Origin of the sequence: Acetobacter sp. P1H12_c (genome assembly GCF_018811975.1) — a bacterium.
In the GTDB taxonomy this organism is placed as follows: Bacteria; Pseudomonadota; Alphaproteobacteria; order Acetobacterales; family Acetobacteraceae; genus Acetobacter; species Acetobacter persici.
In genome coordinates this window covers 77,546-95,000 of sequence record NZ_JACRVR010000002.1, presented here as the reverse complement: position 1 = coordinate 95,000, position 17,455 = coordinate 77,546, and the positions used below count along the sequence as shown (strand labels likewise).

Genomic DNA, 17,455 nt, shown 5'->3' with positions numbered 1-17,455 from the left:
ACGGCCTGAATCAGGCGGTTTTCTGCTTCTCGATGTAGTCAATCGCGTCTTTAACCGTGGCGATCTTCTCAGCAGCGTCTTCCGGAATCTCGACGTTGAAAGCTTCTTCAAAAGCCATCACGAGTTCAACGGTATCAAGGCTGTCTGCGCCCAGATCGTCGATGAACGACGCTTCCGGCGTAACCTTGCTTTCTTCAACGCCGAGATGCTCGACCACAATTTTCTTAACCTTGTCAGCGATTTCGCTCATCTGTCTCTGCTTCCTATGTGCCCTGTAAAGCGGGCAAGTTATCTAGGCGCTTAAGTCTGCCAGTTTGCCTGTTGCGGGTCAGGTTGAGCATGTCGCTCTCTCCTCTCCTGTGCAACAGGGTTGCGGGCGCTTAGCACGTTTTTCCGGCTCACGCCAACATGAACCGTTCTGGTGTGTTCCGGATACCTGCATCCGGCTCATTTGCCGAGCCTGTCTGCCACATCCGGAAACAATTTGCACGACCTGTTGAAGCAATAGCGTCCCGGCCGTGTTTATACCATAGCCATGCCGCCATTAACATGCAGCGTTGAGCCTGTAACCCACCCGGCCTCTTCCGAACACAGATACAGAACGGCCGAGGCGACATCTTCCGGTTTGCCAAGGCGGCCAAGCGGAATGGCGCTGGTCAGTTTATCTTTCTGTGCGTCCGGCAGAACATCCGTCATGGGTGTCACAATAAAGCCGGGGGCGACGACGTTGACTGTCACGCCGCGGGAACCGGCTTCCTGCGCCAGAGATTTGCTCATGCCGACCATTCCGGCCTTGGCTGCGGAATAGTTGGCCTGTCCGGCGTTGCCAGTCGTGCCGACAACGGATGCAATGTTCACAATGCGGCCAGCACGCCGGCGGAGCATGCCTTTCAGGGCGGCGCGGCACAGACGGAAGGGGGAAGACAGGTCGACATTCAGAACCTGATCCCAGTCCTGATCCTTCATGCGCAGCGCCAGTGTGTCCCGCGTCAGGCCTGCGTTGTTGATCAGAATATCCAGTGGTGCGCCTGCTGCTTCTTCTGCCTTGCCAACAAGAGCATCGGCTTCCGCGGCGTCGGAGAGGTTGGCGGTGACGTAAAACGCCCGCTCTCCGCCGAGTTCTACAACCTGCTCCTGCAGCACGGCTTCCCGCGTGCCGGACAGAACGACTGTCGCACCCTGAGCATGCAGGGCAGCGGCAATTGCACGCCCAATACCGCCGGACGCACCCGTCACAAGGGCGGTTTTTCCATCAAGCCTGAACATAATTTCTTATTCCGTTGTTTTAAAAGGATTTCAGAAGAGTTTCGATCTCTGCGGGCGTTCCGACAGAGCTGGTGGAAACTTCCGGATCAATGCGGCGCACAAGGCCTGAAAGCACTTTTCCTGCACCAATTTCAATAAACGTATCGACACCCATGCCTGTCATGGCTTCCACGCTTTCGCGCCAGCGGACACGGCCTGTCACCTGTTTTGTCAGGGCCTGACGAATCGCATCCGGATCGCTCACCTTGTCGGCAGTAACATTGGCAATCACGGGGATGATCGGGGCTGCGATATCTGCTTTTGCTAGAGCTTCAGCCATAACGTCTTCTGCCGGACGCATCAGGGAGCAATGGAACGGCGCTGAGACGGGCAGTTTCACGGCGCGTTTGATCTTCATCTCTTTAGCGAGCGTGATTGCGTTATCAATCGCGGCCATCGTGCCGGAAATAACAATCTGGCCACCGCCGTTATCATTGGCGATTTCCAGCACACCGCCCTGCCCGGCTTTTTCACAGATTTCCTGTGTCTGGGCCAGAGTGGCACCGATCAGAGCCGCCATACCGCCCTCACCTGCCGGCACGGCTTTCTGCATGGCAAGGCCACGGGTGCGCAGCAAACGCGCGGCGTCAGCAACGCCAAATGCACGACCGGCAGCAAGAGCTGCATACTCACCCAGTGAGTGCCCGGCCAGCAGCGTGACTTTTCCAGCCAGATCCAGACCGCCCTGTTCTTCAAGAACGCGGAGAACGGCCATGGACACAGCCATCAGAGCCGGTTGCGCGTTTTCCGTAATGGTCAGAGCCTCCATCGGCCCTTCAAAAATAGTTTGGGAGAGTTTTTCACCCAGCGCATCATCCACTTCTTCAAACACGGCGCGTGCTGAAGGAAAGGCGGCGGCAAGCTCTGCCCCCATACCGACGGACTGGCTTCCCTGCCCCGGAAAGATAAAAGCGTAAACAGCCATAATACCTACTGTTTCAAGAGGTTCTTCAAGCCTGTCAGGCTGAAATCAGATCAAACGCAGTTCATCGAGTGCTGTTTGAAAGGAGAGGCCGTCAGGATACGCCGCCCGTGCTCAGCGCACAATACGCCAGCATATGACCAGAAAAGCATCCCACATGGAGGCTATCAGTTCATGCCCGATGCGCAGGAGTGTGCGGAGTTTTGTGTTCCGGCCGGTTACGGGGAATGGGAAAGGCACAGCCTGTACCGTCCAGCCCGCCAGACGCATGAGTAAAAGGCAGCGCGGCCGGTGATAGGTGCTGGTGCTGAGGGCGATAGTAGCACCGGAAAATCCCTGTTTTTCCAGAATTTTTGTGCAGTTGATAGCTGAATCGAACGTATCCGTTGCGGCAGGGTCTTCAATAATGTTTTCTGAGGAAACGCCGGCCGCCAGAAGCAGATCTCGCATGACTGCGGCTTCCGTCACGCCGTTACGCGGAACGCCACCTGTTACAAGGTAAAGCGGTCTGTGCTGCCTTGCTCCAAATCGCACAGCGGCCTGCACCCTGTGCCGCAAGGCGGGAGACGGCGTTCCGTCTGCACGAAGAGCCGCTCCGAAAATAATAATTGGAAGAGTTGGCTGTTCCTCTCTCCTGCCTGAAGGCGCGCCCCGCCTCATGCAGGCGGCAGAAGCAGCACGCGGTTCAGGGGTTCCAGTGTCTGAAAAGTCTCCTGCCAGACGGTGCGGAACTTGTTTTCCGGAACGCCGCGCGTTGCGAGGACGGCCGCCAGATCGCCCACCGTGCGTTCCCCGTCAATAAGAGGCAGAAGCCCCCGAGCCTGTGGTGGTAACGGGATAGGCACAACCAGCGTCCCGAATGCGAAAGGCAGTGTGTGGTCGGCACGCATTTGTTTTGCCAGTTCAATGCCGGGGATTTCACGCATGACCGGAACGGCATCAAATGAGGAGGCATCTGGGGGCGTAATGCGCGCGCCTTTGCGGACAACATAGGCAACGTGCGTCGCCATGTTTCCTGTTAGAGATTCCGCAATCGTGGCCTGTTGCCGAGCCGGGAGTTGTGCAATGCGGGCCCGGATTCTGGGATCAGGAAGGAAAAGAGCCGGATCATACCGGGCGGGTTCCATCAGGCTGGAGGCTTCCAGCCCTGCCCCGTCCAGCAGGTCCAGAAACGCGCCAACGGTATAAGCGCGGTCTCTTGGGTTCAGGAGCAGATCATACAGCCCGGCATCTCCGCCGCTCAGATGGTCTCCAAAATTCCCATTTTGCCTGAGCCATGCTGTGGCAGGCAGATGGCGCATCACGCGTCTGGCCATGTCGAGCCGTGTTGCGGGTGCTTCCTCATAGGGAGCCAGTTCCCCCAGAGCGTCTTGCAGCATATAGACGCCGGTGCGGCCATACGGCGCATAGACCATCAGCCCCATGCCGCCGCCGGGAGCAAGAGCGGTTTCCAGCCCCGCCAGCGCGGTGTCAGGGTCCGGAAGGTGGTGCAGCACGCCGCAGCAATCGATGTAATCAAACAGACCGAGATCAAGGTTCGGCAGGTCTGTCAGCGACCCTTCCACAAACCGGATATTGCTGAGATCCCGAACTTTGGCGCGCTCCTGCGCGATGGACAGCGCATGGCGGGAGCGATCCACACAGACGACTTCCCCCGGCCTGCCCGCGCGCGCCATCTGGGTCGCCAGCATGATTGCACCATCCCCGGTGCCGCACCCGGCAATCAGGGCACGGAGCGGCTGATTGCGGGGGCGACGTGCGCCAAAAACCCAATAGTCAATTTCACGCAGATGGCTGGGGCTGCCAATCAGCAACCGTGTGGCTTCATCCTGCGGATTACGCTCTGGGTAGGGATAGGCTTCATACTGTGCCGCCAGTTCAGTATCCCGTGCGTCGGAGCCGTTCTGGTTTGTCATGCGCAGTGTCTCCTTTAGCGAGGCAGCAGTTTGCCCCGCTGCCAGGATTCTGCGGCTTCATCCGCCGTCAGACCTTCTGTGCGCATGGCAAAGTCCATGGCGCTGATCACTTTGGTGCTCAGCATCAGTTCATCCAGTTCGTCCTGTAAGTCCTGATCCATGTCATCTGTCAGGCCGGGGCGCATCAGCATACAGGCTTCCTGCTCTTTGCCCATGCTGCCCTTGGGGTCAGACAGAATACGAAAGCCTCCCTGATGGAACAGGAAGCAGGGCTGAACAAGCGGCATAAGGATGCAGTCTTTACTGTTCAGGGCTGCCGTTATGGACGCAAGAGCTTCTTCATCCGGCAGGACCTTAAGGGTAAAGCCTGCGTCTGCCAGTGCGTAATCCGTGAGCATCTGTTCAACATGCTTGCGGAGTGACGCCGGGGTGATGATGGTCCGGGACAGTTCCGGCCCTGCCTGTGCAACGTCTGTCAGAGAGACAACCGCGCCGTCCTCGCGTGAAATGCAGCAGCATGCGCTGGGCTGAAACAGCTTGCCGAGGGGGGTGACGCCGGGGGCGAGCAGATCGGAATCATCATCAGGCAACCATGCGGAAACATAGAGATCAATCTCACCGTTTTTAAGCATGTCGGCCAGAGCCGATTTCGGCCCAATGACAATCTCCGGCTCTACATCATTGGCTTCAAGAACCCGGATGATAGCCGCCGCTGTCGCCTCATGCACTGTTGAGTCGGGGTGGGCGAGAGTTATCGTCGTCATATCATCATCCTTAACGTCAGGCTTACAGGTCTTATTGAGACCTTGCAGCAGGAGAAGCGCAGATGTGCAATCCCTGAAATCGCTTTACTGCTCTTCTTGTGGCACGCGGCGTCTTTCTCACGGACGGGCGGAACCGGAAAAACGCCAATAAAAAACACTCTGACGCCGCGCATCAGAGTGTTGCAGAAGAAGACCGTGTCTGAAGAGAAAATGCGGCGCGGTAACGCCACAATGCATCTTATGCGGCGACTATTTTCTCGGGGCGCGGCAGGACCGGACGCACCATGTGCAGTGCGTCTGCAAAAGAGCGGAACTGGCCCAGAACATTTTCCCGGATAGCGTCCATCACAACCCAGCTATTGCCGCGGGAATAGACTTTGTAGGCCGGGTCTGGTGTTTCCCGAACCCAGATCAGAACGTAGCCCGAAGAAACCCCTGCCTGCCGCTGCTCAACGGAAAAAATGTCGGCATCACAGACGCCCATGGGCTGTCCGGCATGCAGCCAGCGGGAGAGATATTCCCGGTGGCCAGACAGAATTTCCATCTGGAACGGGACGACATTGCTGACAGACGGGGCATCATTCTTACGCGGCATCAGAAGTTCCATTTCCATCGAACACCAGAGGTCTTTCTGAGGTCAAATGTAAAATGGCGATTTCCTTAACGCCAAGACAAAACGTGGTTCTGCGCCTCAGAATGAGGCAGAAACTTCATAAAGTTGCGCAAAAACCACAAAAAAAGAACAATTACGGAAAGTTAACGCCTATTTATTGGGCATATGCCTGTTTTTATGTCGGCGGGATCAGAACTTGGCTGAAACCATGAGCGACCCGTAATTGAACAGGCCTGATTTGGCACCATCAAACTGCTGAGTCTGCCAGACCTGGCTGTAAGAGACGCGAAGCCCGTAGAACATCACGGCAAGACCTGCGTGAATTTCACCCACGTCCCACTTCTTGTTCACATGCAGGGAGTTGCTGCGCATGGTGTTGCCTTCAAGAGAGGCATCATACGCCACGGCCTCACCCGTCACGCCGCCAAAAAAGTACCATGCGACGGGTCGGGTTGCTTTATAGGCGTCCGTTCCGTCCGTTCCCGCAGCCTGAATGGTGGGTGTGCCAAAGTCACTGTCCAGCCCCTGCCCGAAGCGGATCATATCGCTGATTTTGCCGTAAATCTGGTAGTCGCCAATGGCGGCAGCGGCTGAGGGCAGCGTATCAAACTGAATGGGGCCAAGATCCACAATCGGCAAACGCCATGTCCGCCCACCCTGCACCTGAAAAATAGGCTGATTCTGCAACTGGTGTTGCCAACCCTGATTTTTGGTATCCCCGATCGCACCATGGAAGCCGTTCTGAAGCTGGCGGCCAAGGCCCGCAGGCCCCATGACGCCTGCCTGAATACCAAACACGCTTCGCGTTGTGTCTGTATCATTAATCAGGTTGATGGTGCCCAGCAGAAGGCTGGAATAAGGCCGGTCACGCAGCAGGCTTGACTGCTGCTGGCCAGCCCCCCACGGGCTGGAAGACTGGGTGTCACGCGGGGTGAAGATCATCTGCTGGAGACCCATGCTGATGCGCTGCACCCCATTGCCCCAGATGGCCTTGTTAATGGCAGCTATGGGGGTGGGAAGCGTATCGGTGCCAGAGGTCCAGTTCAGCCGCAGGCCACTGGTATAGTACTGGTCAGATGTGCCTTTCAGAGTCGAAACGGCATCGTTCTCACCTTGCAGAGTCCATGTGCCCTGCTTGTCCTGCAAAGGCGTTGCATGCGCAACGGAGCGAGGGGCCAGAGCAGTGCCAGCCAGCATAAGGGTTGCGGCAGCAATATACCTCACGTGGGGTAATTTCATGACGGCGGACATAGCTTTCCTCTCGTTCTGCCAATGCAGAGTCAGTTTTATTTTCTTTAGTTGATTGCGCGGCAACAAGAAACCCTGATTTCCGGCCATCCGCCCTGCGGGAGAGGGGGTGAGGTCCGTATTTCCGGTCTGGGTGTCACAAAAATGTTATAGTCCGGAAAAGAGATGAAACCCGGATCAGTTCCATGCTTTTCTATAGCGACGACAATGCCGGTATGGTAAGTCATCACTGGGTGTGGTTGCAGACCACCTTACCCGTTTTTCAATATCTGGAGAAGCAAATGCCTTCTCCATGCTCCAGGATCAAGACCGTTGAGAAGTAACAGGACCGACCGCAGCTCTCGTTCTCCGCGCCGCGGCGGATTTGACGATGATTTTATGTCAACGCCTTCCTATGGCGAACGTCCCGCTTTTGGCGGCGGCGGTGGTGACCGTGGCGGATATGCTCCGCGCAGACCCGCAGGAGGTGGTGGCCCGCAGGTTATCGCTTCCGGTCCGGAAATCGGAGCGACTGTCAAATGGTTCAACAGCGAAAAAGGCTTCGGCTTTGTTGAACTGTCCGATGGTTCTGGCGATGTATTCCTGCATGCCAATGCCCTGTCTCAGGCTGGCCACGATGGCGTAAGCCCCGGTGCTACCCTGTCCGTGCGCATCGGTCAGGGTCCGAAGGGCCGTCAGGTTGCTGAAGTCATTTCCGTTGATGAAAGCACGGCTCAGCCGGAACGTCCCCGCTCTGGTGGTTTTGGTGGCGCACCGCGCGCTGCTGGTGGCTTTGGTGGCCGCGCCCCCCGTCCGGCTCCGGATCTGTCCTCTGCTGAAGAAGTTCGTGGTACCGTAAAATGGTACAACGCGACCAAAGGCTTTGGCTTCATCACGCCTGATGGCGGCGGCAAAGACATCTTTGTTCACGCTTCTGCTCTTGAGCGGTCTGGTCTTGCCAGCCTCAACGAAGGTCAGGTGACGAATGTGCGCGTTGTTCAGGGCCAGAAAGGTCCGGAAGCCGCTGCAATCGACGCAGACTAAGTTTTATACTCACCGTATAAAACAGGAAAACCCCGCCTTGTGCGGGGTTTTTTTATGCCTGCAATCTTGCTTGGCAAATACTGAAATAATCGGAACATGGCGGGCTGAGAAAGGCTGGAGGTTAGTAGTCTCCGCGGCCTTTGTTGCGAAGCAGCCTCGCCTTGTCGCGCTGCCAGTCACGGTCGGCTATGGCATGACGTTTATCAACGCTTTTTTTGCCCTCACCCAACCCCAGTGTGACTTTTGCGCAGCCACGGGCGTTGAAATGAATATCGAGAGGCACCAGAGTCGCCCCTTCCCGCGCCACCGCGCCAAGAAATTTCTCAATCTGCTTCTTGTGGAGCAGGAGTTTACGCGGGGCGCGTGTATCAAAACGGGACAGAACGCCCCCCTGATATTCAGGGATATAGCTGTTGAGCAGCCAAAGTTCTCCGTCGCGCTCTGCGGCGAAGGCTTCCGCAATTGTCGCCCTTCCCAGACGCAGGCTTTTGACTTCAGCCCCTTTCAGGACAATCCCCGCCTCAATGGTTTCCGTAATCGTGTAGTTAAAGCGTGCCTTGCGGTTTTGTGCGGCAATACCATGAGAAATCATGGTCGCCTTTGCGGGTTTCTTCGCCATGACTTAGTTCAGCAGTCCGGCATCAACCAGCGCGGCCTTAACAAGCTGGCGTGAAGACTCCGTAAGGGGCGCGAGCGGAAGGCGGCATGTTTCTCCGGCCAAGCCCAGAAGGCTTGCAGCGTATTTGACCGGCGCCGGATTGCTTTCACAAAACAGTGCATCATGCAGCGGCAGGAGTTTGTCCTGCACGGCAATGGCGTCAGCCACACGGCCTGTCTGCCAGTCAGCCTGCACGCGCGCACACAGCGCAGGGGCGATGTTGGAGGTGACGCTGATGCAGCCATCTCCACCGGCAGCGAGGAATGCGACCGCCGTACCATCTTCACCAGACAACTGATTGAATGGCTTGCTGACGGCCCGACGCACCTGGAGCGGACGCAGGAGATTGGCTGTGGCATCCTTCACGCCAATAATATTGGCGTGGCGGGCCAGACGTGCGGTCGTTTCTACGCTGATTTCAACAACCGACCGGCCCGGAATATTATAGAGCACGACCGGAATGGAAATGGCATCCGCAACCGCCATAAAGTGCCGGTAGAGGCCTTCCTGCGTTGGCTTGTTGTAATAGGGTGTCACGACTAGAACCGCAGAGGCTCCGGCTTTTTCAGCGTGGCGGGCCAGATCAACAGCTTCTGCGGTGCTGTTGGAGCCCGCGCCTGCGATTACGGGTGCGCGGCCAGCAGAGACCTTGATGGCGCGTTCAATAACCTCGTGATGTTCCTGATGTGACAGGGTCGGGCTTTCCCCCGTTGTTCCCATGGCGCAGAGGGCGGACGTTCCTTCTTCAATCTGCCAGTTCACCAGATGTTCAAAAGATGTGAAGTCCAGACTGCCATCCCGGTTCATGGGGGTAATCAGAGCGGTGATGGAGCCTGTAAAGCGTGTGTCTGACATGAGCTGTCGTCTATCCCGAAATGGCGTCTGCAATCCCTGAAGTCTGGTCTTCAGAGGATGTGCTGGTCATGTGCCGCCGGAACGGCGACTGCGTGTATACGCCCAGAATTTCGGCGTTCTCGGCAAAAAATTCAAGTTCTGACAACGCTTTGCCAAGCCGGTCTTCTTCCGGATGGCCTTCTACGTCCATCAGAAAGCGGGTTGCAGCAAAACTTCCGCCTGTCATGTAGCTTTCCAGCCGGGTCATGTTCAGACCGTTGGTCGCAAAGCCTCCCAGCACTTTATAAAGTGCACCGGGAATGTTTTTGACGTTGAAAATCAGCGTCGTCATCACATGCGGGGTACCGCAGGGTGGCCGCTCAGCCGTCCGGGATGCAATATAGAAGCGCGTTGTGTTGTGTTTCGCATCTTCCACATTTTTCAGCAGAACTTCCAGCCCGTTGAGCTCCGCTGCCAGTTCGGACGCGACGGCGGCTTCTTCTTTTTTCCCCCACAGCGCGACCAGTTCCGCAGCGCCTGCGGTGTCAAACTCCGTCACAGGTGTCAGACCGCGATCACGCAGCAGGTTGCAGATCTGCCCCATGGCTACGGGGTGCGTGTGGACCCGCTTTATGTCTGCAAGCGTTGCTCCGGGGACACCCAGCAGGCAATGCTCAATCCGCTGGAAATGCTCCCCGACAATGTGGAGGCCGGACGCTGGCAATAGCGTATGAATGTCCGGCACACGCCCCGCTAGACTGTTTTCACACGCCAGCATGGCGAGGTCTGCGCGCCCCGTATGGACGGCCTCTATAGCTCCGGCAAAGGTCTTGCAGGGCAGTGTGCGCCAGCCGGGTTTGACGGTGCGGCACGCAAGGTCGGAATAAGCTCCCAGAGAGCCCTGAAAGGCGATGATCTTGTCGGTCATTGCGTGTGTCATGCCTTAAAATACTGCCGGGCCCGGTCCAGATCCGCCGGGGTGTCCACGCCGAAGGGGGCGGTCTCAATACGGGTGCAGCCAATGCGCATTCCGGCTTCCAGAGCGCGAAGCTGTTCCAGTTTTTCCCGTCGCTCAAGGCCGGATTCCGGCAGGGAGACAAACTGTTTCAGAGCGCCCCGTCGCCAGCCGTAGACCCCTACATGATGCCATAAAGCTCCCTCACCCCAGGGAAACGCGGATCGGGAAAAATACAGAGCCGGCGCGCAGATGGTGTCAGTTTCAAAATGGCAGGCAACCTTCACGACGGAAGAGGCGTCTTTTTCCTCGTCAGACAGCACAGGCGCGACCAGCGTGCCAATATCATAGGTCGGGTCAGGCATAATCCGCATCACGGCACGCAGATCATCCGGTGCAAAGGTAGGCAGATCACCCTGCATGTTGATAATCACGTCGTGCACGCCGTCAGGGTCCAGAGCTTGTGCTGCCTGCCAGACTCTGTCGGACCCAGACGGAAGGTCCGGGTCTGTCAGCACCGCACGGCCACCTGCCTGTGTGACGACATCACAAATTTCCTGATCCGCCGCAGCAACCGCAACAGGCCCCACATCCGCAGCAATTGCCGCATCCAGCACGCGCAGAATCATGGCGCGCCCCGCGATATCGGCCAGCGGTTTGCCGGGCAGGCGTGTGGAGGCAAGCCGGGCGGGAATGATGACAAGCGGGGAAATCATCAGCTTGCTCTGGAATACGGCACGGAATATAGCCTTGGAAACAGTGTGAAAACGCTGCCGAAACCGGCACGGTGCCCTTTGTTATCAGGAAGCGGCGCGCAGTGTAGGAAAGGCGTGAGCCAAACGCAACCGGAGGACCCGGCTTCTCGTATGGACAGCATGTTTCTTAATCGGCTCGGGGTGGCCTTTCTGCTTTCCGGAGTTGGCGTCTGGGTCTGTTATGCTGCGGGCGCAGCCTTTGTGCCGCACACCGCTCCCGCAAAACCTGCATTTTCTCTTCCCGGTCTGGAGAATAAACCGATCGCCCCCTTCATGGCGCATGCGGATGTAGAGAGAGGGGATGCTCTTGTGCATCAGGTCTGCACCAGTTGCCATGCGGTGAATGACGGAGCCTCTGACGGTGTGGGGCCTAATCTGGCGGGTGTTGCCGGGCGACAGATTGCCGGGCTCTCAGGCTATTCGTATTCTCAGTCCCTTAAAGGGCAGCATGGGCATGTCTGGTCAGATCAGGCGCTGTCAGACTGGCTGACCTCCCCTTCCCGCTTTGCGCCCGGCACCCGGATGTCTCTGGTTGGTTTGCAGGACCCGGCCCAGCGGGCGGATATTATCGCGTATCTGCACACACTGGGGGATGCTGACGCCCCCGCTCCTGCCCCTGAGCCAAAGGTAACGCCATGAGTGATGATGATCTGACACCGTTTCTGGAAGTCGCCACCATGATGGCTGAGGCAGCCCGCTGCGTGGTGCGGCCGTGGTTCCGGCGTGGCATCAGTGTGTCAGACAAGGCGGATGAAAGCCCGGTTACGATTGCGGATCGGACGGCTGAGCGCGTCATGCGCGCTATTCTGGCTGAACGCGTGCCTGAGCATGGCGTATTTGGGGAAGAATTCGGGCTTGCGAATGACGCAGCCCGGTATCGGTGGTTGCTGGACCCGGTAGATGGTACACGCGCCTTTGTGACAGGACGCCCCCTGTTTGGCACGCTGATTGCGTTGTTGCGGGACGGCCAGCCTGTGCTGGGCGTGATTGACCAGCCTGTTCTGCAGGAACGCTGGATTGGTGTGGCCGGACAGCCCACCCGTTTTATCTCGCCTCTTGGTGGGGCACCTGTCACGCGCTCCTGCCCACGTTTGGCAGATGCGGAACTCTCCTGCACATCGCCTGAAATACTGGAGAGTGCTCCGCATGAGCGGTGGAAAACCCTGAAAGCCCGTGCCAGACGCATGACATGGGGCGGAGACTGCTATGCCTATGGGTTGCTGGCGCTGGGTCAGGTCGATCTGATTGCAGAATGCGATATGAACCCGTGGGACTGGGCGGCTCTGGTGCCGGTTATTGAAGGCGCTGGCGGGAAAATCACAGCGTGGGACGGCAGCCCCCTGAGGCTGGATGGAGACCGGACGGTGCTGGCTGCGGGCGATGCAGCACTCCATGCCGAAGCCGTGCGTACGCTTGCCGGGCATGACTGACAGGCACACTGATTTTAACGATTCACTGCGTCAGACCTATGAATTTACCGCATTTTGCGATAGGCCTGCGCTTCGGCACAACAGGTATGGTCATTCCTCATGAGCACGCAACTGTCCCTCCCCAAGGATAAGATCCGCATTCTCCTGCTTGAAGGCGTTCACGACAGTGCTGTCGCGCTGCTGAAAGCCAGCGGCTATGAGAACGTGGTGCGCCACAAGGGAGCGCTGGAAGGCGATGCCCTGAAAAAAGCTCTGGAAGGCGTGCATGTTGTGGGGATCCGCTCCCGCACGCAGCTTACAAAAGAGGTTCTTGAAGGTGCAGACCGCCTGATTGCCATCGGCTGCTTCTGCATCGGCACCAATCAGGTTGATCTGGAAGCTGCCCGGATGAACGGTATTCCGGTGTTCAACGCTCCCTACAGCAACACGCGCTCCGTGGCGGAACTGGTCATGGGCGAGATTGTGATGCTCATGCGCCGTATTTTCCCCGGCTCCATTGGCTGCCATCAGGGGCTGTGGAACAAATCTGCCGCTAATAGCTGGGAAGTGCGCGGCAAGACGCTGGGAATTGTGGGGTACGGCTCCATTGGCTCGCAGCTTTCCGTTCTGGCGGAAGCCTTTGGGATGCGCGTGATTTATTATGATGTTGTCGATAAACTCGGCCACGGCAATGCGACACCAGTGGATACGCTGGAAGATCTGCTGAGCCAGAGTGACGTTGTCAGCCTCCATGTGCCGCAACTCGCCAGCACCGCTAATCTGATGGGCGCAGAACAGATCCGGGCCATGAAAAAAGGCTCATTCCTGATCAATAACGCACGCGGCAATGTGGTTGATCTGGAGGCTCTGGCGGAAGCCCTGAAAGACAAGCACCTTCTGGGGGCGGCAGTGGATGTGTTCCCCAAGGAGCCCAAAGGCCCGAATGATCGGCTGGCAACGCCGCTGATGGAACTGGATAACGTGATCCTGACCCCGCATATCGGTGGTTCTACCGCGGAAGCGCAGGAACGTATTGGTGTGGAAGTGGCGCGCAAGCTGGTTGAATATTCCGATGTGGGCTCAACCTTCGGGGCGGTCAATTTCCCCGGCGTGCAGCTCCCGCAGAGCCCGCGCGGCACACGCTTCATGCACGTTCACCACAACGTGCCGGGCATGATGATGCGCCTGAACGAGATTTTTCTGAAGCAGACCTGCAACGTCACCGCACAGTTTCTCCAGACGGATGGTGAAATCGGGTATGTGGTTGTGGAAGCGGATACGGGCGGAAACAAGGACACAGACGATACCATTCTGCATGCTCTGCGTGATCTTGAAGGCACCATTCGTGCGCGCCTGATTTATCAGGGGCACTGATTTTTATGACCATCGGGGGTGGGAATGATTAATTCCCGCATCCGGAGTTTTGCTTTTGCCGGGATAGAGGCGCGGTCAGTCTGGGTTGAAGTCCAGATTTCATCCGGCCTCCCGGCATTTCTGATTGTCGGCCTGCCCGACAAAGCAGTGGCCGAGGCACGGGAGCGCGTGCGTGCATCCCTGACGTCTATGGGGATGGCGCTTCCCGCTAAGCGGATTGTTATCAATCTTGTGCCAGCGGATATCCCCAAAGAGGGATCGCATTTCGATCTTCCCATCGCTCTGGCTCTGCTCTGTGCCATGGAAGTGCTGCCTTACGAAGAGGTGGCACGTTTTGCGGCGCTGGGTGAGTTATCTCTGGATGGCCGGCTGAATCCGGTAGCGGGTGTGCTTTCCGCGTCGATTGAAGCCTCCGCGCTCTCTCTGGGGCTGATCTGCCCGGCCATGCAGGCGCAGGAAGCTCTGTGCGGCGGCGATATTGCCATTCTGGGCGCGCCAACGCTTCTGGCACTGATCAATCATTTCACAGGTCTTCAGACACTCACTCCGCCCGTGTTTTCGGAGATGGAGCCTGCCTCAGCAGACCAGCCGTTGCCGGACCTTTCCGAGATTAAGGGGATGGAAACCGGGCGCAGGGCGCTGGAAATTGCGGCGGCAGGCGGCCATTCCATTCTGCTTTCAGGGCCGCCGGGAGCCGGAAAATCTATGCTGGCGGCGCGTCTTCCCAGCCTGTTGCCGGATCTTACGCAGCGGGAAAGTCTGGATGTGTCACGCATTTACAGTGCTGCCGGGCTGCTGAAAGACGGCCGCCCCGTCAGGCGGCCACCGTTCAGAGACCCGCATCATTCTGCCACGCTGCCCGCCCTTGTGGGGGGCGGAAACAAAGCACGCCCCGGTGAAATCAGTCTGGCAGACCACGGGGTTCTGTTTCTGGATGAATTGCCGGAGTTTTCCCGCTCCGCACTGGAAGCTCTGCGCCAGCCTCTGGAAACTGGCAGGGTCAGTATTGCCCGGGCTGCCCTGCATGTGACGTACCCTGCCCGCTTCCAGCTGATTGCCGCGATGAACCCATGTCGCTGCGGCTATCTGGGGGATGCCAGTAAGGAGTGCCGCAAAGCTCCGCGTTGTGGAGAAGACTATATGGCGCGGCTGTCCGGCCCGTTGCTGGACCGCATTGATATCCATGTCGCCATGCAGCCTTTTGTGCCGCTGGATTATCTGTCTGGTCCGTCAGGAGAGTCCAGTGCCCCGGTCGCGCAACGGGTGGCACTTGCCCGGCAACGGCAATATGCCCGGCAGGACGGCGTGAAAAACGCACAGGCAACTCTTGAGCAGATGCCAGTCACGGACGCCGCTCAGACACTGGCGCAAAAAGTGGCAACACGGTTCCGTTTTTCAGCACGAGGCTATACCCGTATGCTGCGTGTTGCCCGCACTATTGCCGATCTGGCCGGGGAGACTGAGATTCAGTCCCTCCACATTGCCGAAGCTGCGACCTTTCGTCTCCGCTCCGGGCAGGATTAGGGCGTCTCAGTTCTGAGCTTTCAGAACACTCAGCCCCTGCTCCAGATCAGCGATGAGATCTTCCGGTGCTTCCAGCCCAATTTGCAGGCGCATTGCAGGCCCTTCGGTCTCAACAGAGGGAAAGTTACGGGTAATGTTTTTGCTGGTCGGCAGCACAAGACTTTCATACCCACCCCATGATGCGCCGATGCCAAACATCCTGAGTGAGTCAATCATGGCTTCCATAGCCTTCTGGCTGAACGTGTTTTTCAACACAAATCCGAACAGGCTGCCTGCTCCCGTAAAATCCCGTTTCCAGATTTCATGACCCGGACAGTCCGGGAAGGCCGGATGCAGAATACGGGCCACTTCGGGCCGGTTTTTCAGCCATTGCGCAATTTGCAAAGCGGAGCGCGCCTGATGAGACAGGCGCACACCCATAGTACGCAGGCCACGCAGGGTCAGCCAGCAATCATCCGGTCCGGCAAGCTGGCCCAGTTGAATGGCCGTGTCCCGCAACAGGTGCCAGTCTTCTGTTTTCGCCACGGTGACAGCGCCCGCGATCACATCGGAATGACCGGAGGGGTATTTGGTGAGCGCCTGAATGGAAATATCGACGCCGTGCGCAAACGGCGCAAAAATCCCAAAGCCCCACGTATTGTCCAGCATCAGTCTGGCATCATGCGCATGCGCGATCCGGGCCAGCATGGGGATATCCTGCACTTCAAATGTATGGCTGCCGGGGCTTTCCGCAAACAGGACACGCGTATTGGGCTGCATCAGGCTGCCAAGCTCTTCTGCTGAGGCGCGGGGGGAATAATAGGATATTTCCACGCTGAAGCGTTTGAGCACATTTTCGGCAAAGCGACGGGTCGGGCTGTAGACGGAATCTGGCAGCAGGCAATGCTCCCCGGCGTTCAGAAACGCAAGGAGGGGCGTGGTACAGGCCGCGAGGCCAGAAGAGACCACCTGACAGTCCGTGCCGCCTTCAATCACCGCGATCGCTTTTTCCAGTTCATGCTGAACCGGGGTGCCCATAGCGCCGTAGATATACTCATGGTCAAAGCGCTTCTGGCCCTGCTTCTGCATGTCTTTCAATGTGGGAAACAGCACTGTGGAGCCGCGCGTCATAGGCATATTGACGGGCAAACCTTCGGGCAGAATTTCGGGTCTGGCCAGCCGGGTGAGCCTAGAGGAAAGCTTGTCCCATCCTTGGGTTACGGTGGTTTCAGAAGTCATTCTTCAGCGTCCTTTCGTCACAGGTGCGTCTGGCGTTGCGCCCCATTCTGCCCATGATCCGTCATAGAGTGCTCCTGCGTCAAAACCAGCCAGAGCAAGGCCGACGTTCAGAACAGAGGCGGTCATACCGGACCCGCAGGTTGTCACGGCAGGCGTTGTTTGCGACAGGCCTAGCTCCAGAAAAATGTCCCGGATGCGCTCTGCTGGGAGAAAATGTCCATTCTCTGTGAGCAGCGTTTTATAAGGCAGGTTGAAAGCACCCGGCATATGGCCAGAGGCCAGACCGGGACGAGGCTCAGGTAACTCTCCGTAAAATCGTGCGGCGGATCGGGCATCCAGAATGGGTTGAACGCTGCCTGAAACAATGTCCAGCATATCCCCCAGTCCCTTCACACGAGAAAAATGGGTCCGGGCTGTGTAAGGCTGGGCTGTCGGCTGGTGCGCGGGCCCTGTCGCTGTGGGGTGATGGTCACGTTGCCAGGCGGGCAAACCGCCATCCAGCACAAAAACCTGCTCATGGCCGAACAGTCTGGCCAGCCACCAGCCCCGGCATGCAGAAGCCGTGTTGCCCTGATCATACAAAACGACTGGTGTTGCGTGGCTGATGCCTAGCGCACCGAATAACCGCGCAAAGCGGGCCGCAGAAGGGACAGTGTGAGGCTGTGTGCTTTCCGGATCAGAAAAAAGGTCAATATCAAACCGCAGACTGCCCCGAATATGCGCTTTCAGAAAAGCTTCATCCGGGTTGCTGGTTTCTCCGGGGAGAAGTGCCGTTGCATCCAGAATGCAAAACGTGCGCTTTTCCAGCCCAGCGGCAAGAGTCTGGGCAGAGATAAGAGGAGACATGGCTTTCAATCCCGGAACAACAAGTTTTCTTGGGACGGTAAAGCAAGTCTGCCCGAAAAGGTATGAGCCAGACTGTTAAAAAGCGGCGTTT

19 protein-coding genes are annotated in these 17,455 nt (G+C 57.7%); 5 read left to right on the top strand and 14 right to left on the bottom strand.

Annotated elements, in window-relative coordinates; translation table 11 throughout:
• Window positions 1-10 precede the first annotated feature (10 nt).
• The 8 genes from KP699_RS03080 to KP699_RS03045 form a co-directional block, all read right to left on the bottom strand.
• Window positions 11-250, bottom strand: coding sequence for an acyl carrier protein (locus tag KP699_RS03080; RefSeq protein WP_215761589.1), 240 nt, complete (start codon window positions 248-250; stop codon window positions 11-13).
• 272 nt (window positions 251-522) lie between these two features.
• Window positions 523-1,266 carry a 3-oxoacyl-[acyl-carrier-protein] reductase gene (gene fabG / locus KP699_RS03075; RefSeq protein ID WP_215761588.1) on the bottom strand — a complete coding sequence of 248 codons (744 nt, stop codon included), beginning with the start codon at window positions 1,264-1,266 and terminating at the stop codon, window positions 523-525.
• 19 nt (window positions 1,267-1,285) lie between these two features.
• The gene (fabD, locus tag KP699_RS03070; protein WP_215761587.1) at window positions 1,286-2,230 is read right to left on the bottom strand and encodes an ACP S-malonyltransferase; all 945 of its coding nucleotides are present in this window, start codon (window positions 2,228-2,230) and stop codon (window positions 1,286-1,288) included.
• 111 nt (window positions 2,231-2,341) lie between these two features.
• Entirely contained in the window at window positions 2,342-2,887 is a 546-nt protein-coding gene (locus KP699_RS03065; RefSeq protein WP_215761586.1) for a YdcF family protein, read from the bottom strand.
• A complete protein-coding gene (locus KP699_RS03060; protein WP_215761585.1) occupies window positions 2,884-4,143 on the bottom strand; it encodes a bifunctional 2-polyprenyl-6-hydroxyphenol methylase/3-demethylubiquinol 3-O-methyltransferase UbiG in 1,260 nt (419 codons plus the stop codon). Before KP699_RS03060 ends, KP699_RS03065 begins: the two co-directional genes overlap by 4 nt.
• A gap of 14 nt (window positions 4,144-4,157) precedes the next feature.
• On the bottom strand, window positions 4,158-4,907 hold the full coding sequence (locus tag KP699_RS03055) for a glycine betaine ABC transporter substrate-binding protein (protein ID WP_215761584.1): 750 nt from the start codon (window positions 4,905-4,907) through the stop codon (window positions 4,158-4,160).
• Between the two features lie 238 nt (window positions 4,908-5,145).
• Window positions 5,146-5,502 carry a hypothetical protein gene (locus KP699_RS03050; protein WP_025825125.1) on the bottom strand — a complete coding sequence of 119 codons (357 nt, stop codon included), beginning with the start codon at window positions 5,500-5,502 and terminating at the stop codon, window positions 5,146-5,148.
• Window positions 5,503-5,709: 207 nt separating this feature from the next.
• Window positions 5,710-6,771 (bottom strand): lipid A deacylase LpxR family protein, encoded by a 1,062-nt coding sequence (locus KP699_RS03045; protein WP_025825122.1) that lies wholly within the window; start codon window positions 6,769-6,771, stop codon window positions 5,710-5,712.
• Between the two features lie 309 nt (window positions 6,772-7,080).
• On the opposite strand from KP699_RS03045, the gene KP699_RS16685 reads away from it, so the two are divergent.
• A complete protein-coding gene (locus KP699_RS16685; RefSeq protein WP_025825120.1) occupies window positions 7,081-7,791 on the top strand; it encodes a cold-shock protein in 711 nt (236 codons plus the stop codon).
• 121 nt (window positions 7,792-7,912) lie between these two features.
• On the opposite strand, the gene smpB is transcribed toward KP699_RS16685, so the two are convergent.
• From smpB to KP699_RS03020, 4 genes are read right to left on the bottom strand one after another with little or no spacing between them, the layout of a single operon-like run.
• Complete coding sequence (smpB, locus tag KP699_RS03035; protein WP_025825118.1) at window positions 7,913-8,410, bottom strand: SsrA-binding protein SmpB; 498 nt, start codon at window positions 8,408-8,410, stop codon at window positions 7,913-7,915.
• 3 nt (window positions 8,411-8,413) lie between these two features.
• A complete protein-coding gene (dapA, locus tag KP699_RS03030) occupies window positions 8,414-9,304 on the bottom strand; it encodes a 4-hydroxy-tetrahydrodipicolinate synthase (RefSeq protein WP_215761583.1) in 891 nt (296 codons plus the stop codon).
• 10 nt (window positions 9,305-9,314) lie between these two features.
• Window positions 9,315-10,211, bottom strand: coding sequence for a prephenate dehydratase (locus KP699_RS03025; protein ID WP_212374392.1), 897 nt, complete (start codon window positions 10,209-10,211; stop codon window positions 9,315-9,317).
• 8 nt (window positions 10,212-10,219) lie between these two features.
• Window positions 10,220-10,954: a 3-deoxy-manno-octulosonate cytidylyltransferase gene (locus KP699_RS03020; RefSeq protein WP_215761582.1), complete on the bottom strand. Its 735-nt coding sequence runs from the start codon at window positions 10,952-10,954 to the stop codon at window positions 10,220-10,222.
• Window positions 10,955-11,113: 159 nt separating this feature from the next.
• On the opposite strand from KP699_RS03020, the gene KP699_RS03015 reads away from it, so the two are divergent.
• From KP699_RS03015 to KP699_RS03000, 4 genes are all read left to right on the top strand, one after another.
• The gene (locus KP699_RS03015; protein ID WP_252346755.1) at window positions 11,114-11,632 is read left to right on the top strand and encodes a cytochrome c family protein; all 519 of its coding nucleotides are present in this window, start codon (window positions 11,114-11,116) and stop codon (window positions 11,630-11,632) included.
• A complete protein-coding gene (locus KP699_RS03010) occupies window positions 11,629-12,423 on the top strand; it encodes an inositol monophosphatase family protein (RefSeq protein WP_215761581.1) in 795 nt (264 codons plus the stop codon). The genes KP699_RS03015 and KP699_RS03010 overlap by 4 nt, the downstream gene beginning before the upstream one ends.
• 99 nt (window positions 12,424-12,522) lie before the next feature.
• Window positions 12,523-13,776 (top strand): phosphoglycerate dehydrogenase, encoded by a 1,254-nt coding sequence (gene serA / locus KP699_RS03005; RefSeq protein ID WP_025825108.1) that lies wholly within the window; start codon window positions 12,523-12,525, stop codon window positions 13,774-13,776.
• A gap of 24 nt (window positions 13,777-13,800) precedes the next feature.
• On the top strand, window positions 13,801-15,300 hold the full coding sequence (locus KP699_RS03000; protein WP_215761580.1) for a YifB family Mg chelatase-like AAA ATPase: 1,500 nt from the start codon (window positions 13,801-13,803) through the stop codon (window positions 15,298-15,300).
• A gap of 6 nt (window positions 15,301-15,306) precedes the next feature.
• Here the strand turns inward: KP699_RS03000 and metC are convergent, their stop codons facing one another.
• Window positions 15,307-16,518 carry a cystathionine beta-lyase gene (metC, locus tag KP699_RS02995; RefSeq protein WP_215761579.1) on the bottom strand — a complete coding sequence of 404 codons (1,212 nt, stop codon included), beginning with the start codon at window positions 16,516-16,518 and terminating at the stop codon, window positions 15,307-15,309.
• Window positions 16,519-16,521: 3 nt separating this feature from the next.
• Window positions 16,522-17,364: a sulfurtransferase gene (locus tag KP699_RS02990; protein ID WP_215761578.1), complete on the bottom strand. Its 843-nt coding sequence runs from the start codon at window positions 17,362-17,364 to the stop codon at window positions 16,522-16,524.
• Window positions 17,365-17,455 lie beyond the last annotated feature (91 nt).

What these genes read in the sequence shown, in the direction of transcription:
- KP699_RS03080 (WP_215761589.1), bottom strand. Translation starts at nt 250, where the DNA reads ATGAGCGAAATCGCTGACAAGGTTAAGAAAATTGTGGTCGAGCATCTC.
- fabG (WP_215761588.1), bottom strand. Translation starts at nt 1,266, where the DNA reads ATGTTCAGGCTTGATGGAAAAACCGCCCTTGTGACGGGTGCGTCCGGC.
- fabD (WP_215761587.1), bottom strand. Translation starts at nt 2,230, where the DNA reads ATGGCTGTTTACGCTTTTATCTTTCCGGGGCAGGGAAGCCAGTCCGTC.
- KP699_RS03065 (WP_215761586.1), bottom strand. Translation starts at nt 2,887, where the DNA reads ATGAGGCGGGGCGCGCCTTCAGGCAGGAGAGAGGAACAGCCAACTCTT.
- KP699_RS03060 (WP_215761585.1), bottom strand. Translation starts at nt 4,143, where the DNA reads ATGACAAACCAGAACGGCTCCGACGCACGGGATACTGAACTGGCGGCA.
- KP699_RS03055 (WP_215761584.1), bottom strand. Translation starts at nt 4,907, where the DNA reads ATGACGACGATAACTCTCGCCCACCCCGACTCAACAGTGCATGAGGCG.
- KP699_RS03050 (WP_025825125.1), bottom strand. Translation starts at nt 5,502, where the DNA reads ATGCCGCGTAAGAATGATGCCCCGTCTGTCAGCAATGTCGTCCCGTTC.
- KP699_RS03045 (WP_025825122.1), bottom strand. Translation starts at nt 6,771, where the DNA reads ATGTCCGCCGTCATGAAATTACCCCACGTGAGGTATATTGCTGCCGCA.
- smpB (WP_025825118.1), bottom strand. Translation starts at nt 8,410, where the DNA reads ATGGCGAAGAAACCCGCAAAGGCGACCATGATTTCTCATGGTATTGCC.
- dapA (WP_215761583.1), bottom strand. Translation starts at nt 9,304, where the DNA reads ATGTCAGACACACGCTTTACAGGCTCCATCACCGCTCTGATTACCCCC.
- KP699_RS03025 (WP_212374392.1), bottom strand. Translation starts at nt 10,211, where the DNA reads ATGACCGACAAGATCATCGCCTTTCAGGGCTCTCTGGGAGCTTATTCC.
- KP699_RS03020 (WP_215761582.1), bottom strand. Translation starts at nt 10,954, where the DNA reads ATGATTTCCCCGCTTGTCATCATTCCCGCCCGGCTTGCCTCCACACGC.
- KP699_RS03015 (WP_252346755.1), top strand. Translation starts at nt 11,114, where the DNA reads ATGTTTCTTAATCGGCTCGGGGTGGCCTTTCTGCTTTCCGGAGTTGGC.
- KP699_RS03010 (WP_215761581.1), top strand. Translation starts at nt 11,629, where the DNA reads ATGAGTGATGATGATCTGACACCGTTTCTGGAAGTCGCCACCATGATG.
- serA (WP_025825108.1), top strand. Translation starts at nt 12,523, where the DNA reads ATGAGCACGCAACTGTCCCTCCCCAAGGATAAGATCCGCATTCTCCTG.
- KP699_RS03000 (WP_215761580.1), top strand. Translation starts at nt 13,801, where the DNA reads ATGATTAATTCCCGCATCCGGAGTTTTGCTTTTGCCGGGATAGAGGCG.
- metC (WP_215761579.1), bottom strand. Translation starts at nt 16,518, where the DNA reads ATGACTTCTGAAACCACCGTAACCCAAGGATGGGACAAGCTTTCCTCT.
- KP699_RS02990 (WP_215761578.1), bottom strand. Translation starts at nt 17,364, where the DNA reads ATGTCTCCTCTTATCTCTGCCCAGACTCTTGCCGCTGGGCTGGAAAAG.